This window comes from Flavobacterium sp. W22_SRS_FP1 (assembly GCF_052113685.1).
Taxonomy (GTDB): Bacteria; Bacteroidota; Bacteroidia; order Flavobacteriales; family Flavobacteriaceae; genus Flavobacterium.
This window is the reverse complement of record NZ_JBGQOE010000016.1, coordinates 37,709-56,175: the sequence shown is the minus strand read 5'-3', so window position 1 is coordinate 56,175 and position 18,467 is coordinate 37,709. Positions and strand designations below refer to the sequence as shown.

At 34.6% G+C, this 18,467-nt stretch carries 15 protein-coding genes; 7 read left to right on the top strand and 8 right to left on the bottom strand.

The genetic code is table 11. From position 1 onward, the window contains the following. The first annotated feature begins 6 nt into the window (after positions 1–6). Positions 7–930, top strand: coding sequence for a LysR family transcriptional regulator (locus tag ACEN2H_RS10485; RefSeq protein ID WP_441732293.1), 924 nt, complete (start codon positions 7–9; stop codon positions 928–930). Between the two features lie 733 nt (positions 931–1,663). On the opposite strand, the gene ACEN2H_RS10480 is transcribed toward ACEN2H_RS10485, so the two are convergent. The 5 genes from ACEN2H_RS10480 to ACEN2H_RS10460 all read right to left on the bottom strand — a co-directional run bounded on the left by ACEN2H_RS10480 (position 1,664) and on the right by ACEN2H_RS10460 (position 8,649). Then, complete coding sequence (locus tag ACEN2H_RS10480; protein WP_441732292.1) at positions 1,664–3,508, bottom strand: cystathionine beta-synthase; 1,845 nt, start codon at positions 3,506–3,508, stop codon at positions 1,664–1,666. 127 nt (positions 3,509–3,635) lie between these two features. Beyond that, on the bottom strand, positions 3,636–4,433 hold the full coding sequence (locus tag ACEN2H_RS10475) for a DUF1853 family protein (RefSeq protein ID WP_441732291.1): 798 nt from the start codon (positions 4,431–4,433) through the stop codon (positions 3,636–3,638). Positions 4,434–4,641: 208 nt separating this feature from the next. Further along, positions 4,642–7,170 (bottom strand): TonB-dependent receptor, encoded by a 2,529-nt coding sequence (locus tag ACEN2H_RS10470; RefSeq protein ID WP_441732290.1) that lies wholly within the window; start codon positions 7,168–7,170, stop codon positions 4,642–4,644. After that, positions 7,157–8,071 (bottom strand): FecR family protein, encoded by a 915-nt coding sequence (locus tag ACEN2H_RS10465; protein WP_441732289.1) that lies wholly within the window; start codon positions 8,069–8,071, stop codon positions 7,157–7,159. Before ACEN2H_RS10465 ends, ACEN2H_RS10470 begins: the two co-directional genes overlap by 14 nt. Before the next feature lie 62 nt (positions 8,072–8,133). After that, the gene (locus ACEN2H_RS10460) at positions 8,134–8,649 is read right to left on the bottom strand and encodes an RNA polymerase sigma factor (protein ID WP_441732288.1); all 516 of its coding nucleotides are present in this window, start codon (positions 8,647–8,649) and stop codon (positions 8,134–8,136) included. A 332-nt stretch (positions 8,650–8,981) separates the two neighbouring features. Between ACEN2H_RS10460 and ACEN2H_RS10455 the strand changes: the two genes are divergently transcribed. The 3 genes from ACEN2H_RS10455 to ACEN2H_RS10445 all read left to right on the top strand — a co-directional run bounded on the left by ACEN2H_RS10455 (position 8,982) and on the right by ACEN2H_RS10445 (position 11,545). Further along, the gene (locus tag ACEN2H_RS10455; RefSeq protein WP_441732287.1) at positions 8,982–10,025 is read left to right on the top strand and encodes a hypothetical protein; all 1,044 of its coding nucleotides are present in this window, start codon (positions 8,982–8,984) and stop codon (positions 10,023–10,025) included. 90 nt (positions 10,026–10,115) lie between these two features. After that, positions 10,116–10,925 carry a membrane metalloprotease gene (locus ACEN2H_RS10450; protein ID WP_441732286.1) on the top strand — a complete coding sequence of 270 codons (810 nt, stop codon included), beginning with the start codon at positions 10,116–10,118 and terminating at the stop codon, positions 10,923–10,925. A gap of 38 nt (positions 10,926–10,963) precedes the next feature. Further along, positions 10,964–11,545 carry a porin family protein gene (locus ACEN2H_RS10445; protein WP_441732285.1) on the top strand — a complete coding sequence of 194 codons (582 nt, stop codon included), beginning with the start codon at positions 10,964–10,966 and terminating at the stop codon, positions 11,543–11,545. 71 nt (positions 11,546–11,616) lie between these two features. Here ACEN2H_RS10445 and ACEN2H_RS10440 read toward each other — a convergent pair whose 3' ends face one another. Next, the gene (locus ACEN2H_RS10440; RefSeq protein ID WP_441732284.1) at positions 11,617–12,648 is read right to left on the bottom strand and encodes an alkaline phosphatase D family protein; all 1,032 of its coding nucleotides are present in this window, start codon (positions 12,646–12,648) and stop codon (positions 11,617–11,619) included. 211 nt (positions 12,649–12,859) lie between these two features. Between ACEN2H_RS10440 and ACEN2H_RS10435 the strand changes: the two genes are divergently transcribed. Continuing rightward, positions 12,860–14,347: an aminotransferase class V-fold PLP-dependent enzyme gene (locus ACEN2H_RS10435; protein WP_441732283.1), complete on the top strand. Its 1,488-nt coding sequence runs from the start codon at positions 12,860–12,862 to the stop codon at positions 14,345–14,347. Positions 14,348–14,388: 41 nt separating this feature from the next. On the opposite strand, the gene ACEN2H_RS10430 is transcribed toward ACEN2H_RS10435, so the two are convergent. Both ACEN2H_RS10430 and ACEN2H_RS10425 read right to left on the bottom strand, forming a co-directional pair. Beyond that, the gene (locus tag ACEN2H_RS10430; protein ID WP_441732282.1) at positions 14,389–15,954 is read right to left on the bottom strand and encodes a protein adenylyltransferase SelO; all 1,566 of its coding nucleotides are present in this window, start codon (positions 15,952–15,954) and stop codon (positions 14,389–14,391) included. Between the two features lie 76 nt (positions 15,955–16,030). Then, positions 16,031–16,903 (bottom strand): lysophospholipid acyltransferase family protein, encoded by an 873-nt coding sequence (locus tag ACEN2H_RS10425; RefSeq protein WP_441732281.1) that lies wholly within the window; start codon positions 16,901–16,903, stop codon positions 16,031–16,033. A 115-nt stretch (positions 16,904–17,018) separates the two neighbouring features. Here ACEN2H_RS10425 and ACEN2H_RS10420 point away from each other — a divergent pair, with 115 nt between their 5' ends. Further along, on the top strand, positions 17,019–17,657 hold the full coding sequence (locus ACEN2H_RS10420) for a rhomboid family intramembrane serine protease (RefSeq protein ID WP_441732280.1): 639 nt from the start codon (positions 17,019–17,021) through the stop codon (positions 17,655–17,657). Positions 17,658–17,709: 52 nt separating this feature from the next. Then, positions 17,710–18,399: an SIMPL domain-containing protein gene (locus ACEN2H_RS10415; RefSeq protein WP_441732279.1), complete on the top strand. Its 690-nt coding sequence runs from the start codon at positions 17,710–17,712 to the stop codon at positions 18,397–18,399. Positions 18,400–18,467: the final 68 nt, after the last annotated feature.

Here is an 18,467-nt window from a genome sequence, read left to right as displayed (position 1 = left end):
TTATTTATGAATTATACACTGCATCAACTACAGATATTTTTGAAAATCGTTCAAACAGAAAGTGTAACTAGGGCTGCAGAAGAGTTGCACCTAACCCAACCAGCAGTTTCTATTCAGCTAAAAAATTTCCAAGATCAGTTTGAAATACCCTTAACAGAGGTTCTTGGCAGGAAAATATACATCACCGATTTTGGTAGGGAAATTGCCGAAGCTGCCGAAAACATAATCAATCAAGTGTATGCCATCAACTATAAAACATCGGCTTATAAAGGACAATTATCAGGACGTCTGAAGATTTCAGTGGTGTCGACTGGTAAGTATATAATGCCCTATTTCCTCGCTGATTTTATGAAACAACATTCAGAGATAGAATTATTAATGGATGTTACTAATAAGAATAAGGTGGTGGAGAGTTTAGTAAATAACGAAGTCGACTTTGCGCTGGTATCAATTTTGCCTGATACTCTGAAAATCGAAAAATTGGATTTGCTTCAAAACAAGTTGTTCTTAGTAAACGACATGAAAACAAAATTTAAAAAAGGGGTTAGCATTTCTGAAATATTCACTGATTCGCCTTTAATTTTCAGAGAAAAAGGTTCAGGCACAAGACAAACTATGGTGAGCTTTATTGAACGCAATAACATATCGGTGCTAAAGAAAATGGAGCTAACATCTAACGAAGCAGTTAAGCAAGCATTATTGGCTGGTTTGGGCTGTTCCATCATGCCGTTGATAGGAATAAGAAGTGAACTGCAAAATAATGAACTACAAATAATCCCTATTAAAGGGCTTCCTATTAAAACAACTTGGAGTTTAATATGGCTGAAAGGTAAAAAGCACTCGCCTGTTTCCCTCGCTTTTTTAGATTATTTAAAGAAAGAAAAAGCACAAATTATTCAGGATAATTTTAGTTGGCATGAGCAGTATTAGCTATTTTGGGAAAGGTTTCGCTTAGGGAAAAAGCCCTTTAAAACCTAAAAATTTAGATTTCTAATGCTATTGCACATCTACTATTTTGTATTTAGTTTTTGCTCTAAAGAGTTAAATATTTCTAATGGCAACTCTTCATGAAATGCTTCTTCGTCAAAGTCATGTAGGTCTGTTTGTGGGAGAAATTTGGGGATTTCATTGTTGCTGTGAATGGACTAATAAATGAAAAATGTCTTGCGTTCCTTGTAACTTTGAGTATCACTTTTGATTTATTTCGAACACTATTTAAAATAACATCTGATGTTCATTTTTTTGGTGTGTAATGGTCTCGTTCTGCGATGAATAATAAAGTGGGAATATTGACTTGGTCCAACGAATTTTCATGAAAGTAGTAGGCTGGAGCTGTTGTTATTACATTTGTCAAACTAAGATGTCGCAATCAGTATTGAAGATTTTAACACTTTTTTCTAATTTATTATTGTTTCAGTTGTTTTCGTAATGTTTTAACATTGCTAGCATATAACCGTTTTTTGCTAAAAATGTGATAACCGTCCGGTGCAAAAAAGGAGAGCCAATTGCCGTGAGAAATTATAACAAGCGGGAATTGCTCGTTTATATTTTTGCGTCTGAATAAACGGCTATTGAATAAGAACCAAAAGCCTTAGCAGAACATGCTAAAATAAAACACTTAATAATATGAAAAAATTGGGAGGCTGTAACGCCTCCCTCTTAGTTATATTTGTTTAACAAAATCTAAAAATACCTGTTTATGGCGCTCCAAATCTATGTTAGGAGAAAGTGAAGCACGAACAATATAATCTTTGTCACCTTCTTTAGTAGTCCCTTGAGTAGATGTTGCAGGTATCGTCCAGTAACATCCCTTTAACTGTCCATAGCTCACACAGAACTTACTTTCTTCAGGGATTTCAGTAATCATTAAATTAATTAGCTTAAGATTTAAATCTCTTTTATAAGATTCTTTTTCTTCATCCGTATTTCCTTTAGTAGGAAGGTCTAATGAAAATACAGATGGGGTGAATCCTAGATTTGCTAGTTCTTCTGAAACAAAGTTGATTTTTGCCGCTGGCAAAGCCTTGTGGATAAAGTTTACAAATTCACGTGTATTTGTATACGCCTCATTAATTCTTTGATTCATTGAAGGCAATTGTTTTGCTAATATTTCATATTGAAGATTGGTAGCCTCGTTATCGCAAAGTTCGAGATGCAATTTTATTTTCTCCATCAAAGCTTCCGTTTTATTATTTCCTACACAGTAGCCAGCAGTACATTGCCCACCACTTGGAAATTTAGAACCACTTACATATGAAATGGTACTAACGCTTGATAGTATTTCATTTTCACCTAAAAAATGTACGTTAGGACAAAATGTTTGGTCCAAAATAAAAACGGGATCTATCGCGATTTCACCAGTTGCAGTTTTACGCACTTTACTTAAAGCATTTTTTAAGTTTATAAGATTTGGTACTTCAACTCGAGGGTTTGTTGGAATTTCAGCAATAATATACGGGATAGCATCTTCATGTGCCATTTTATCTAAAATTACATCAATACTTTGAACCATTTCGTTATCACCATCGACTGGTAAATCAACTACTTCTACATTTTCAATACAAGCAGCGACGCGTCTTGCTTGGTCATTTGTACCACCATAACAATTGGGAGGTACAATAAATTTTATTGATTTTCCTTTATGGTTTTCTAAAGCATCGTGAACTAGCCCCATCATAATAGCATATTGAATAGATAGTCCACTAGAAGCAACTAATGGCTTTGTAGTTGTGCCAGTAATGCCGACAATTGAATCTAAGACCAAGGTTTTGTTTGCCTCGAGGTTACTTTTACCAGTGTCAAAAGTAGGTTGGTCTAATAGAGTATTTAAGGCAGAAAGACAGTTGGTCGGCGTCATTGCGATAGTCTCTCTTCTACGTACATGTTGAATTTCTGAAATGTAACTTTCATTTTGTTTGCCTTGTACTAATAAAACACTTCCAAAATGAGGATGAATATTGATAAAAAAGTCAATGTTTGGGTTGGTAGCAATAGTACTAATTTCATCTTGTTGTGAAATAAAAATTGTACTCCCATCAAATGCGGGAATCTCATCTACTTTATTAATATGCTTTAAGTCAAGTTTATAACCATAAACATGGAGCAGTATTTCCGCATTAAAAAATTCGGGTAACTCTCCAGTATAAAAAATCTGAGTGTTTTTATTATCTAATAAATTTTTTCTTAGAATTGCTAAAACAGGAACTGTCTTTGAAGAAAAACTGATTACATTTTTTGGCTGTAGATTATTTAAGTCAGCAATTCCCCATTCTAGTATACAAGATAGCGGATGACCTAACCGGATATAGTCGTAAGCAGTGTGTAATTCATTGAGTGCTGATGATTCAGAATTGTTGTCTTTAAACAATAGCTCAAACTCTTCTAAAAATTGTGTTTTGGCTAATTTTTCATCATAAATGTCTAGACGATGCGTTGTTAGATTTAACCAACCGGCTGGCATATTTTCTAATACATTTTTGATGTAATTCAGCATTTTATTCTCTTTCATAATTTCACTTTTATATAGATTAGCAAGGTACATTAATTACATTTATTTTAAAAGTCTTAGAGGAGGTTTTGTCATCTTGTGACTACCTTAGGAATGGATTGATATTCGTTTTAGGCTTTAAAACACTTTACCACCAAACAATAAAAAAAGACAAATAAGTTCCCTTATATTTTTGCCAGCATAATGGTGCTTGTTTCTCTTCTATGCTTTTCATAATTTGGTTTTCTACATCTTGATAATTGGTCCAAATTTTATTTTCTGAAGCATCCATTCCCCATTCTTTTTTTGAAGGTAAACAATAGGATTTTTCAGAATCCTGAAGGCTAATAAATGTTTCTAAATTTAAATAATACCCTTTAATGGCTTTCTCGTAAGAGGGAGATAATTTTGTTTTGAATTCATAAGGAATAAACAATGAAACTAATAAGCATAAAGCTTGAGAAACGGAATCAATATCAATTGTCTCAAGTTTTGATGCTGTACATTTGTGGTACAGTAAGGGAAATTGTTTGTTTTTTAATTTATTTAACTTCTCGATTAAAGAATCGTTCCTGTTTGGGCCAATCCAGTTATTTATCGGTTCAGATGAAATACCGGGGTCAAATAGATAGAATTTATAGGCTAGTTCCAAGTGAATTAATTTTTTATCTATTCTATTTTTAATTATAAAATCAATTTCTCCTAGTGTTTTTCTATCTTCAATTATCTGAAAATGTTCAAATAGAACATTGTAATTTGTAGATGATTTTATTAATTCAGAAACAATTTTTTCTTCCAAATGTCCTAATCTTATATTAGTAGGTAATATAAAATCAAGATCACTTTGAAGGTTTAGTTTCGATAAATCAAAGCTTTGAAAACCAGTAATCGTAGCGTCTAAACTATCAGCTTTTACTATTGACGTTATCCTAGATTTAGTTTTCATTTTTCATTTTTTTTATCGTTGAAAGTTAACAATTCTGTTGAAAGTTAATATCAGAAATAATATTTTATCAGAGAAGTAGCGCCATATGTATTGTAGCTATTGGATAGCCCATTTTTATCATTCGCACACAACATTTTTATAAGAAACTGCCTTTTTAGTCAATACTATTCCTGTCAATTTCAGGAACAAGGAACCTAGCTATTTTTGCTTAAAAATTCAGTCTAAAACTGACGTTAGGGGTCATGCCAAGGGATTTGTTGTTTACTTGGATTGTGTTTTTAGAATCGCTGGGATCTACCTTGTAATAGCGATTTATTACGTTGTCTTGGTCGGTGATATTAATGACACCCGCACGTAAAACTCCTTTTATAGCAGTAGTGAAATTGAAGTTATAACTCAGCGAAGCGTCCAGTCGCATAAAGGCATCGAGGTTTTGGCTGTTTGGGGAATCGTAATTCACCATTGTCGTATTGCCGTTTTGTACTGTTTCATTTCCTTCAAGAGGTATGGTATAAGGCTGTCCATTTCTCCAAATTCCACCAAGAGAGACTTTGAAATTACTGTTGATGTCATAGTTGATTCCAAAAGAGGCAGAATGTCTAATATCAGTGTTATTGGGGAATTCAGAAGGGGTGAAGCTGTCAAACTGATAATCGTTTATGCTAAAGCTGTAACTTACCCAAGTACTAAATTGCCCCGAAGTCTTATTCGCCAAAAATTCAACTCCTTTTGCCATGTAACTTCCATGTGCTTTTTTATATTGAAAATTATTGTAAAAACCCTGATTGGATGCGGTTATGCCATCCACTATTTTGTAAAAGCCAGTTAGATCGACATTGAGTTTGTTGTTGTTGAATTCCATTCCAAACGACCCTTGTTTGCTGGTGGCGATAGGGATATTTTCGTTATTAACTAATACCCAACGTCTTTTTTCGACACCCAAAAAATCATCTTCAAAATCGATAATTTGTGTTGCAGTTTGGTTTTTAAATTCCCCTTCCAGTTTTAATGCAAATTCGCTAGATAGCTGTTGTCTGATGTTTATCCTTGGTTCAACCAATATCTCTTCAAACTTTTGAAAATAATTTAAGCGAACACCAACTCTAAAATAGGTGTTGTTTTTATGGTATTCTCCTTCGGCAAAAAGACCATGTTTGTCCAAAACGTCTTTCTTAGTGCTAGAGTAGGATGGAGCACTAACGGTAGTCTGATTGAGCATTCCCGTTTCATTAAACTCATATCCTACTAATAGGTTGAAGTATTGGGTAGCATTGTAATTTGCATTCAGCTTTAGGCCGGTTTCCAGAACTTCATTGGCTTCAGTTTGCCGTTGGTCCGTTTCTATTCTAAGGTCGGTAGCATCGATATTGTATTTAGAAAAGTAGCTGATGAGGTTTGTACTGAATTTAGGATTCCATTGGGCTTTCCAGTTGCCACCATACCCGAGATTCTTTTGCGAAAGTGTGCTGGCTTTGTTTTCTGAATTACTGCCATTCGAATTATATTCTGTGTAATCTAATTCATTATTAATAGCAATTAGATTGGCTCTAAACTGGTGTTTTTCATTCAGATCAAAAAGAATTTTGGCAGTATAATCATAAAAATAGAAGTCGGATGTGGTGTTGTTTTGATTGTTGTCAGCATTTATTTCGCTATCCTGAAAACTTCGTTTGTAATAGTTGGTGAAAGTAGGCGTGTTAAAAAGATCTGTTACGGAACGCCTGCCAGAGATATCAATTTCTAAGTTTTTAGCTAAGGGAATAGTCAAAAAAGCATCGGCGTTGATACCATTAATTCCTGCACCTCCTGAAAAAATAGGATTTACTTTATCATTGGTAAACATATTGATAGTGCTGGAAACGCCGTCACTATATTCCGCGCTAGTTCCGTTTTTAGTGACAATTACCTTATTGGTTGTATTGGGATTGTAGGCAGATATGAGTCCGAAGAAATGACCCGAATGGTACATTTTTATATTGTCCCAAATCATTAAATTCTGGTCGTTTGTGCCTCCGCGCACATTGATATTAGCAATACTTTCATTGGTGCTTTCCACTCCAGGTAATGCTTGTATTGATTGCAACACGTCTGGCTCAATTAATCCGGGTAAGATTCCGAATTTCTTTGTGTTCAAAACCGTGCTTCCATCTAAGTATTTTTGTAAACCTGGTGTCAAGTACACATTAATCAATACCTGATTGAGTTCTTCATTACTAGTTTTTAAAAACAGTTTTTTACAGTTCTCGCTAGTTGAGAATAACTGATTGGCTGTATACTGTTTTGTTTCATAACCAAGATAAGAAATAGAAATTGTTTCGGTTATTGGAACAGTAGGAATCGTAAAAAAACCATTTTTATTGGTTGTTGTAATTGTGTTTCTCGCGCGTACTGTAGCGCCAGCAAGAGGCGTTTTTAATTCTTCTGAAATGACAGTACCACAAACTGGAATTGTTTTATTAAGTACAGAAACGGTTACATAGCGATTATCTAAGGCTTTAAAGTTTAAAAGCACTTTAGAGTTGAGGTAATCTATTGTTTCTTTTAGCGTTAGAGTAGCTAAGGGTTTTTCGATTGAAATTCCGGCTACATCTTCGACGGCATAAGAGAATTTTACATCAAACTGTTGCTCTATGGAACTTATAATAGCTGTTAGCGGTATTTTATCAGTTGCTTTTTGGGGATGGGTTATACTTGTTATAAATAGCAGTAAATAAAGTAAGTATTTATTTAACTCCATAGTTGTAAAATATAACGGTTTTGCCTTCTAGTTTATAACTTAGTTTAAGCGGAATGGTAATCGCATCGAGCGCTATTTTTTTATCTTTATGGGTAAAACTTCCTGTAAACAATTTTGAAGTGTCAACGCCTTCCGTTTTTATTTTAATATCGTATTGGCGCTGTAGTTCTGCAATCACCTGATCTAACGGAATACGGTCAAAACTTGATTCCTGCTGCATCCAAGAAGGATTTTCTGCGTTTGAATCGGCGACGGTTTCCATAGTGTCATTAATCAATCGGAATGTTTTTCCTGCGGGTAATTTTATCGTTTCGTTTTTATGGGTTACGCTAACTAAACCTTCAAAACAACTCACTTCAAAATAATTTTTCCGTTGTTTTACATTAAAATGGGTTCCCAGTACTTTTATGACACCATCGGTAGTATTTACACTAAATGTTTGTCCTTTTTTAACTTGGAAATAGGCTTCTCCTTCCAAAGTCAATGCGCGTTTTTTAGCCCACTTTCTTTCATTGTACGTTATTTTTGAAGATGCATTTAACACTACTTCAGAATCATCTGGAAGTTGGAATGTTTTTGTTTGCGCTATCTGAGTTTCAAATGAAGTTGAAGTAGCGTAAAACAAGAAATAAGCACTAGTTAATAGTACTACGAATGCCGCAGCTACTCCATAAAGTGTTTTGAAGTTTAAACTTCTAACTTTAGTTTCTTTTTTAGTTTTATTTCGAGCTTTAAATTGATCTAAGGCCGCTTCTGCATCCACTTTTGGAGTTTCCATGTTGGATGCGTAATGTGCGATTTTTTCAAGTGTTTCAAAACCTTCGGATTTCTTTAAATCCTCAATTTCCTCACTGGAAAGATCGCCATTTAGCCATTTTAATATTTCTTTTTCGTTTTTCATTTTTGGAACTCTATACTAGTAAGACAACTCATTGACAGTTTGCCCTACTTCGAATCAATTATTTATATGTTTTCGATTTGCCCTTTTAATGTTTTCAAGGCGCCCGACATTCTTTTTTCTACTGCTTTTTGTGATATACCTAAAATATCGGCAATTTCTCTGTATTTTTTTCCATCAATGCGATTCATCAAAAACACTTCGCGCTGCGCTTCGGTCAATGAAGAAATTGCATGTTGCAGTTTTAGTTTAAATTCTTCTTCCTCCAATAAGTATTCTGGACTTTGATTATTTGTGTCAAGATTAGGAGTCTCTTTGGCGTAAGCGAGAACTACTTTATTATGCTTTATAGTATTTAGAAATAAATTATTTACAGTTGTGAGTAAATAAGTTTTCACTTTTGTAAAATCAATTTTGTAACAATTCTCCCATATTTTAGTAAAGGCATCTTGAACTAAATCTAAAGCGGCATCACTATCCCCACATTTGTAATATGCAAAATTCGTAGCCGACTTTACATTTTTGATGTAAAAGTCATTAAAGTGAGTTTCCTCACAAAGATTAGTTTTATTGTCGATCATTTAATACCAATTCATTTTAAGTAGTTGGTAAAAGTAAATGTTTTTTACTAGAACAAGGACAATTATTTAAATAGTCCTATTTATGATTTGGTAGTAGTATCAAGCATTTTAGTCGTTTATTGGTTTTCAAATGTTATTTTTGTAATAATATAGAGTTATTGATTCAAGCACTATTTAAAAGCGGGGATGTTTTTTTGAGAGAAGATTTACTTTCGACTTTTAAAAAAAAATCTTTTTTATTTTAAAATAAGGCTGGGGTAGAAAGAAGATTGGTTGTCTTACTATCAGAAAGGCGTTTATAGCATCGCTTAGAAAATATAAAAATATTAAATATGAAAAAGTTAAGAATTATTACCGGAATCGCATTGATGTCAATATTAGGTTTTACATCTTGTCAAAGCGAAGTAGATGATGTACAAGGTCAAAATCCAAATACGAATGCTGCAAACTCAACAACGACCAATAATATGAAACGTACTTCAATGTATGATGGTTCATTTGATGATTTTATTGATGGTGCTTCTTGTTCTTCGATTGTGTTGCCTGCAGTAGCAACAGTGAACGGAGTTAAAGTAAATCTGTTTACTCAATTCAGTTACACGCAAGTTATCTCTATTTTGGGTGAATATAACAATGATCAAGATTCAGTAACGCTTCAATTTCCTTTAAAAGTTAAATTGAGCAACTATACTGAAGTTGTCGTCAACAATCAAACAGAATACAATGCTATTCTTACTGCTTGTTCGTCTGCAGAGGCATCAGGAGAAGGCGCCATTTCTTCTATCAATGTTAACTTTCCTATTACCATTTTAACTTATAATTTAAGTTCAGAACAAACGGGAAGTATAGTTATCACATCCGAACAACAATTATATACGTATATGTCTAATGTAAGCAGTACGGAGTTGTTTTCCATAAACTACCCAATGACGGTAACATTTATTGATGGTACGGAAAGTACAGTTTCGAGTGATGCTGAATTTCAGGCAGCGATTAATGCTTCTCTTAAAACTGAAGCGACAATGTCAGAAGCAGCTGAGAATGGAAAAAAATTAGAAACGATATTGGTTGACGGAAAGTTCAAAGTAGAATCATTTGTAACTGCGGGAGTTGAAAAAGCAAACGATTACCAAGGTTTCACAATCGATTTTGCTAACGACATGTCTATTAAAGTTGTAAATACTTTAAGCACAGCAGCAACTGGAGCATATGAAGTAAGTTCAGAACTGGATGTTTTCTTAAAGTTAAACTTCTCGGGTAATGCGTCTTTCAATTTATTAAATAATACTTGGAAAGTAACAAGCTTTAACACTTCATCAATCTCATTGCAAAGCAAAACGAACGCTGCAGTAACCGTAGTGTTGAAACAAATTTAAATTGAATGGTTTGGTTTAAATAATATGTTTAAAGTACAGCAACTAGAAAGAGTTGCTGTACTTTAAATTTAATTCAGAAAAAAAATTAAAATGAAAAAAGGAATTGCACTATTAACGCTGGCTACTATACTACTAGTTTCTTGTTCGAAAGAGGATAGCACAAACAACCTTTCCGCGGATGGAGATCCAATTGGTAATGATCAGAGTTCTGAAGGAAATCTAAAAAGTAATAATCAAAAAGCAACAGGAAGCTCTGCGAATGACTTGTTATCTGATGACGCTTTTACAAGTATGGTTGTAGAATTGGTATATGTAGATGGACTTGAGCCATCAGCTGCCTCTGTCAATAATTTTGTTTCTTTTCTGAATGCTAGAACATACAAACCTGGAGGAATTACTGTTGTCAAAAGAGCAATTGCTTCACCTGGAAAAGCTAGGTATACGAACCAAGATATTGTTGCAATTGAAGATGCCAATAGAACCAAATACAATTCAGTCGACAAGATTGCTGTCTGGGCGTTTTTTGTAGATGGAGAATCAGCTAGTAATACCGATACTGGAGTTGTTTTAGGTACAGCTTATAGAAACACTTCTTTTGTTATTTATGAAGAGACAATTCAAGGTCTTAGTGATAGTCCTTTTGAACCAAGCAGGAGTCTTGTGGAAACAACTGTAATCAAACATGAGTTTGGACATATTTTGGGCCTTACCAACTTAGGTTCGGCTCTGCAAAGCGATCATGAAGATACAGAAAATGAAAAACACTGCAATGTGAAGACCTGTTTAATGTATTGGATGGTAGAGTCAGGAAGCGGAATTTCTGATATGGTTTCTGGAGGATCGTCACCAGAATTAGATGCACAATGCATAGCAGACCTTCGTGCAAACGGAGGGAAATAAGAAAGATTAAAATAAATCGACAGAAAAAAAAGGAAATTATGAAAATCAAATATTTAATAATAGCATTATTTCTTGGCGTAATGCCAATGATGAATGCACAGGACAATACAACATCTAAATCAAATGCTGGGATAAAAGGAGGATATAGTCTGGCCGCAGTAAATTACGATGGCAGTGGGGAAACAGGACAACGTCATGGATTTCACATAGGAGTTTATGGAGAGTCTTTTATCAGTGAAAGCTTTTCTATTCAACCTGAATTATTGTATTCGCAGCAAGGATATGAGATAAAGGATGGGAATGGAACGTTTACCCAAAAACTAGATTATATCAATTTACCCTTGATGCTTAAAGCATACCCTTCTAGAAACTTCTTTTTAGAAGCAGGTCCACAGATAGGATTAGCAATTTCTAATAAAGAAGAGTATGAAGGTTTGTTTAATAGTTCGCAACAATATGATCCAAACAATTTTGATTGGGGAATGAATTTTGGAGGTGGTTTTAAAACTGATTCTGGAATAAGTCTAGGAGTACGATATCATTTAGGCTTAGGTGATTTGTATGATACTAACAGAGCGCATAATCGTGTTTGGCAATTTTCAGTAGGATTCGATTTGTAATCTTGCTAGTTTTAATATTTAAAAAACCCTCTCAGAGTTGAACTTTGAGAGGGTTTTGAAATCTAGTTTTTTTAGTAGTTTTGAATGTGTTGTTGTAGAAGCTTATTTTCTTTTCCTCGAATTTCCATTTGGACACTGTGAGCATCGAAATCGAATTTTAAAATTCCGAAATTCAATTCTTTGACTACTTCTCCCTGTAAATATGGATTTTCTTCGCCTGAAAAAGCGGTGTAGGTATGCGTAAGTCCGCTTGACGTAAAATCAATTAAAGGGTAGGGAAGCTGAGGTACTTTCTTACTAGAGAATAAAGCAATATGGCGATCTCCTGAAACAATAAAAGTCCCTTTGGCTTTAGAAGAAACAATCAGTTTTTCTAATTTATTCACTTCATGAGGAAAATTCCCCCAACATTCAAAGCCATGCTTGTCAGATACAAATTGTACACTACTTACAATTACATTAAAATCGGCCTTTGAGGACTGAAGTTCTTTTTCCAGCCATCGCCATTGTTCTTTTCCTAATATAGTTCCTTCACCATAAACATTGGGCTGAAACCTTTTGTTTGGGTCTTTTGATTTAGTTAGCTCCGTTCTAAAATAACGGTTGTCTAGAATAATAATCTTTATTTGATGTTTGTTAACAGTTATTGTTTTTGAATTATAAACACCATCTCGTTTCCTTTCAGGCGCATTTTTAGAAGTATCTAAGAAATCAAATAAGTAGTTTTGGCTTTCTTTTTTAAAGCGGTATTCTTGACCACCATCGTTAAGACCAAAATCATGATCATCCCAAGTTCCTAGGATTACTTTGTTTTTTATAAAATGCAGGTAAGCTGAATCTTGTTTTTGAAGAGCAAAATTAGCTTTTAGAACTTGCATGTCGTCAGTGTCAGAGTAGACATTGTCACCACCCCAAATCCAAACGGAAGGATGATTTGCATCGATAGATTCCCAAAGTTCATTCTTTATTCTTTGATTGTCGCAGGAGCCAAAAGCAATAGTATATTGATTAGAGTTCTTTTCCTTCGGATTCAGGTCGGCATTTGAGATGCTTTTGCAATTGATAAACAGTAGAATACTAAAAGATAAAAGGATTTTTTTCATGTGTTGTTAGATAAGTATGATTTTGTTTTGGATGCAAATTAGTGAATCCTTTTTTGAGAGAATTTAATTTAATGTCAATTTATTTTTAAATATTTAGATGGATATATTCAAGCTCGTTAAAAATGATGATTTTCAAAAACGTCTTATTATAAAAGTTCCAATTTTTAAGTCCCCAAAAATCAATACCTTTGAACTTTAATAAATGAATGTCATGACCGTTAAAGAAGCCCCAACTCAGTTAGAACTGTATTTCGAACAGTTTCGAAATAACATCATCGGTATAGATCAGAATTTTGTTTCCCCTTACGGAGAACAGAAAATAATTTATACGGACTGGACTGCCAGCGGTCGACTGTATCGTCAGATAGAGGAAAAATTGATGAATGAGTTTGGACCTTTTGTAGCCAATACCCATACGGAGACGACAATTTCCGGTACTGCTATGACCAAGGCATATCACAAAGCGAGACACATTATTAAACATCATGTAAACGCTGACGCAAATGATATTCTAATTACCGATGGAACAGGAATGACCGGTGTGGTCAATAAGTTTCAGCGTATTTTAGGGTTGAAAGTACCAGAAAATCTCAAAGATTTTATAACTATTCCTGCCGATAAAAGACCAGTTGTTTTTATTTCGCATATGGAACACCATTCGAATCAAACGTCTTGGTTAGAAACCATCGCTGATGTTGAGGTGATACCTTCTACTGAAGACGGCTTATTCAGTATCGAAAATCTTGAGGTATTGTTGGAAAAATATAAAGAAAGAAGCTTTAAAATTGCTTCGATAACCTCTTGTTCTAATGTAACTGGATTAAGAACGCCATACCACGAAGCTGCAAAAGTAATGCATCAACACAACGGACTCTGTTTTGTCGATTTTGCTTGTTCTGGTCCTTATGTGGAAATAGACATGCATCCCGAAGATCCAGAAAGTTTTTTGGATGCTATTTTCTTTTCTCCCCATAAATTCCTTGGCGGGCCAGGTACTTCTGGAGTATTGGTTTTTAATAAAAAATTATATCAAAATTTAGTACCTGATAATCCAGGAGGAGGTACCGTTGCATGGACAAATCCGTGGGGCGAACATAAATATATCGATAATATTGAAGATAGAGAAGACGGCGGAACACCAGGTTTTCTACAAGTCATTAAAACGGCTCTTGTTATTCAGTTGAAAGAAAAAATGGGAATTGATAACATCTTGAAACGAGAACATGAAATCGTTGATTATGTTTTTGCACAATTAGGAGAAGTTTCGAATATTAAAATTCTTGCGGGGCAACACCAGGATAGACTAGGAGTCATTTCTTTTTATGTTGATGATTTACATTTTAATTTGGGCGTGAAATTACTGAACGACAAATTCGGAATCCAGACTCGTGGAGGTTGTAGTTGCGCAGGTACCTATGGGCATTTTCTACTTCATGTGGACCAGGAAACTTCACATAAGTTAATAGATGAAATTACCTTGGGTGATTTGATTAGAAAGCCAGGTTGGATTAGAATGTCCGTTCATCCTACAACTACTACAGCCGAAATTGAATTCGTTTGTAATAGTATTAAATTATTGGCAGAAAACCACAAGAGCTGGGCTTTGGATTATGATTACAACAGGGACACTAATGAGTTTGTACATAAGCAATCGCGACCAGTTGAGGATGAATTGGTCAACACCTGGTTTTCATTATAATCGAAAGAGATTCTGGTAAAACATAAATTCTATGTTGCCTGCTACGAACTGCAAGACAACATAGAACTTCCAATTTTTTCTCTGGCCCAATCCGGTCGTTTGGCGAACCATTTTTCAGATTGCGGTTGTTCCTGATAAGGGTTTTTTAATAAAAGATGTAATTCTTCTATTAGTGAGTAATCTTCTTTTTCAGCTGCTTCAATAGCTAGTTGAGACATGTAATTTCTTAAAACATATTTTGGGTTTACAGCATCCATCGCTTTCTTTCTATCTGCATCAGTTGCTTCTTCCTGTCTTAGTCGATTTAAATATTGGGTAAACCAATACAACCAAGTTTCTTTTAGCTGATCCTTAACTTCATTGATTTTATAAAAGGAATCGGTTATATGGTAAAAAGCATCTTGCTCGGATTCTGTTTTTTTTATTTGACTTAATTTTCTAAAGAAAATGGTCATATCTGTTTCCGTCTGTTGTAAATTATCTGTTAACAAATGAATCAATTGATTGTCATTTTCTTCTTTGGTAAAAAGCCCCAATTTATTTCGCATCATATTGTCATAATCAACTTCATAATTATTTTGGAAACTATTTAAAATGGATTCTAAGGGAGCCGCTTCTTCAATTAGCGGGTACAATGCGTTGGCCAATTGATACAGATTCCAAAGTGCAATTTCCGGTTGGTTCCCAAAACGATACCTGCGGTTTTCACGATCCGTTGTATTGGGAGTCCAATTTGGATTGTAATCCTCCAGCCAACCGTATGGGCCGTAATCTATAGTAAGTCCCAGAATAGACATGTTATCAGTATTCATCACTCCGTGTACAAAACCCACACGCTGCCAGTGGACAATCATTTCACGGGTTTTGTTAGCCACTTCTTGGAAAAACTGAATGTAGCTTTCTTTGTTAGTCTCCTTTATTTCGGGGAAATGATATTTAACGGTAAAATCAGTGAGTGTTTTTAATGTTTTTAGATCATTTTGAGAAGCAAAAAGCTCGAAATTCCCAAAACGGATAAAGGATGGCGCTACTCTGCAGACCACAGCCCCTTTTTCATAATCGGGATGACCATCGTACATAACGTCACGCAACACTTGGTCGCCAGTGAGTATTAATGATAATGAGCGGGTAGTCGGAACTCCTAAATGAAACATGGCTTCACTGCATAAATGCTCGCGAATAGAAGAGCGCAATACGGCCAGTCCATCTGCTCCACGAGAATAGGGTGTAAGTCCTGCTCCTTTTAACTGTAAGGTATATGTTTGTTGGTCGTTTTCAATTTCTGTCAGAATGATGGCTCTTCCATCACCCAATTGTCCGGCCCAGTTACCAAACTGATGTCCAGCATAGCTCATGGAATAGGGGCGGGTATTGGTAAGTACTTCTTTTCCAGAAAACACATTCTTAAATTCAGCTGATTGAGCTTCTTCTTTGCTGAGGCCTAGTAATTTTAATACTTCTTCGGTATAATGTATTAATTTAGGATTGGATGGTATTCTAGGAATTACATAGGAAAAACAAGCATTTTTTACCTGACGTGGAACATTAGTTTCATTACTATCTGCAGGAAGTTCTGCGATAAATCTATTGTTGACTTTTAAATTCATTTTTTATAGTGTATTAGCACCAAAATCAATAAAATATTTTGGTAGCCATAGTTGATAAAACCCAACGGGCTTTGATTTATTGACGGCGGTGTTTCCATCTTTTATGAGTCCAGAAATAATATTCAGGTGCCTCATAAATTTGTTTCTCGACTTCCTTGATGAAGGCATGCGTTATCTCAAAATCTGGCACCGCCGTGGGGTCGTCGTTCAACGGTATTAAAGTCGCTTCATAATATCCTCTTTTAACCTTTTTTACTTTCGCGAAAATCACGTTAAGGTCATATTTTTTGGCTAGCATTTCAGCACCTGTATGAACAGGGACTTCCACGCCCATAAAACTGTCCCAATGAAATATGCGATCCGCTTTTGGGGATTGATCGCTGGCTAAAGCATATATGGAAAGAATGCCTTTTTTCTGATTATTGGAAATTAAAGGTATGGTATCACGAGTGTTTACTAATTGAGTATTGTATTTGGAGCGAATATCTTTAATAAGTTTGTCAAAATATTTGTTACTGATTTTCTTGTAAACGCCTATGCCTTGGTAACTAATTTTTTGATTGAGGGTAATTAACCATTCCCAACTTGCATAATGGGATGCCAAGAGCATAATACTTTTTTCTTTTTTTTCATATTCATTGATGACTTCGAGATTCGTAATTATAAATCTTTTGTTCATTTCTCGCGATGAAATGGTCATAGTTTTTGTCATTTCCATAAACATGTCGCAAAGGTGGCGGTATGATTTTTTTTCTATTGAGAATCGCTCTTCCAGACTAAGATGAGGTAACGCTAAAGCTATATTTGCACGAACTGTCTTTTTGCGATAGCCAATAACATAATAAACTAAAAGGTATAATACATCCGACAATAAGTAAAAAACTCGGAATGGAAGTATAGAAATTACCCAGATAAATGGGTACGCTATTATGAATATAAGAAATTGCATGCAGTAATTTTTATTGCAAATATAAGCCAAAAATGGAGATTCATATAATTTATAAGAAGAGACTAATGGAGTATTGGAGAATCACTACATTTGTAATTCACAATAAATACACTTTATGAATTTTATATTAATTGCAATAATTGTTGCAAATGCACTTTTTAGTTACAAAGGATTTAATGATAATTCCTTTTTTAGAAAATATGAATTTCATATGGGAAGCGTTCGCTCAGGTGAACAAATTAGAATTTTATCTTCCGGTTTCCTTCATGCTGACATTGCGCATTTGGCTTTTAACATGATTACGCTTTACTTTTTCGCTCCAGTTGTTATTGCTTATATGGGTGCATTTTTATTTGTTGTTGTCTATTTTGGTAGTTTAATTTTTGGGAGCTTATTAACTATTTTATTCCACAAAGATGATTATAATTATAGGGCTGTAGGTGCTTCGGGTGCGGTTACTGGTGTTTTATATTCTGCAATACTATTGCAACCGGATATGATGTTAGGTATCTTTTTTATAATTCCAATGCCTGCATATCTTTTTGGAATTCTTTATTTGTTATATTCAATTTACGGTATGAAAGCCAAGAATGATAATATAGGTCACACGGCGCATTTTGGAGGTGCAATAGGTGGTTATTTAATCACCATTATAACTAATCCAAGTTTGCTTGTTGAACAGACGTTCATGGTTGTATTGTTAACCATTCCTATTATTATCCTTTTTGCAATGGCCAAAATGGGCAAACTATAGTAGCATAAATATTGGAAGACAATACATCAATAAATAATTTAAATTTTACAAGATGAAAAAAGCAGTATTAATTCTATCCCTATTATTTATGGGAATGTCTTACGCACAGGAAGTGAAACAGCTTCCTCAAATCAGTGTATCAGGAGAAGGTATAATTAAGGTTGTTCCAGATCAAGTCGCCATAACAGCTACCGTCGAAACAAAAGGGAATAACGCCAAAGACGTTAAAAACGAAAACGACAAGCAAATGGAAGCGGTGTTAAAAACAATAAAAAAGATGCATTTAGCGCCAGCTGATTTTAGAACGCAACGTGTTTCCTTAAATCCGATTTTTGATTACGAGAAAAAGAAAACATCGTACAATGCTACCCAAAGCGTCGAAATTCTATTAAAAGATTTGTCGAAATATGATGAATTGATGGAAGGTCTAGTGGATCAAGGAATTAACCGAATTGACAATGTTACCTTTCAATCGTCAAAAGCATCCCAATATCAGTCAGATGCTAGAAAATTGGCGATGAAGGATGCAAAGCTTAAAGCCGAAGACTATGTGTCCGTCTTAGGACAAAAAGTAGGTCGAGCGATTACTATCACAGATAATTCACAAAACTATCAGCCGCAGCCTGTTTATGCAAGAATGAAAACAATGGCAATGGATGAAAGTGCAACCACTCGTGAAACACTTGCTGAAGGAGAAATTACAATAACTGCAAATGTAAGTGTGAGTTTTATTTTAGAATAAAAATTACAGTAGTTAAAAATCAAAAGTCCCCTCTCTTTTCAAAAGAAGAGGGGACTTTTGATTTAGAA

Coding starts and splice junctions, on each gene's coding strand:
- ACEN2H_RS10485 (WP_441732293.1), top strand. CDS start 7: ATGAATTATACACTGCATCAACTACAGATATTTTTGAAAATCGTTCAA.
- ACEN2H_RS10480 (WP_441732292.1), bottom strand. CDS start 3,508: ATGAAAGAGAATAAAATGCTGAATTACATCAAAAATGTATTAGAAAAT.
- ACEN2H_RS10475 (WP_441732291.1), bottom strand. CDS start 4,433: ATGAAAACTAAATCTAGGATAACGTCAATAGTAAAAGCTGATAGTTTA.
- ACEN2H_RS10470 (WP_441732290.1), bottom strand. CDS start 7,170: ATGGAGTTAAATAAATACTTACTTTATTTACTGCTATTTATAACAAGT.
- ACEN2H_RS10465 (WP_441732289.1), bottom strand. CDS start 8,071: ATGAAAAACGAAAAAGAAATATTAAAATGGCTAAATGGCGATCTTTCC.
- ACEN2H_RS10460 (WP_441732288.1), bottom strand. CDS start 8,649: ATGATCGACAATAAAACTAATCTTTGTGAGGAAACTCACTTTAATGAC.
- ACEN2H_RS10455 (WP_441732287.1), top strand. CDS start 8,982: ATGAAAAAGTTAAGAATTATTACCGGAATCGCATTGATGTCAATATTA.
- ACEN2H_RS10450 (WP_441732286.1), top strand. CDS start 10,116: ATGAAAAAAGGAATTGCACTATTAACGCTGGCTACTATACTACTAGTT.
- ACEN2H_RS10445 (WP_441732285.1), top strand. CDS start 10,964: ATGAAAATCAAATATTTAATAATAGCATTATTTCTTGGCGTAATGCCA.
- ACEN2H_RS10440 (WP_441732284.1), bottom strand. CDS start 12,648: ATGAAAAAAATCCTTTTATCTTTTAGTATTCTACTGTTTATCAATTGC.
- ACEN2H_RS10435 (WP_441732283.1), top strand. CDS start 12,860: ATGACCGTTAAAGAAGCCCCAACTCAGTTAGAACTGTATTTCGAACAG.
- ACEN2H_RS10430 (WP_441732282.1), bottom strand. CDS start 15,954: ATGAATTTAAAAGTCAACAATAGATTTATCGCAGAACTTCCTGCAGAT.
- ACEN2H_RS10425 (WP_441732281.1), bottom strand. CDS start 16,903: ATGCAATTTCTTATATTCATAATAGCGTACCCATTTATCTGGGTAATT.
- ACEN2H_RS10420 (WP_441732280.1), top strand. CDS start 17,019: ATGAATTTTATATTAATTGCAATAATTGTTGCAAATGCACTTTTTAGT.
- ACEN2H_RS10415 (WP_441732279.1), top strand. CDS start 17,710: ATGAAAAAAGCAGTATTAATTCTATCCCTATTATTTATGGGAATGTCT.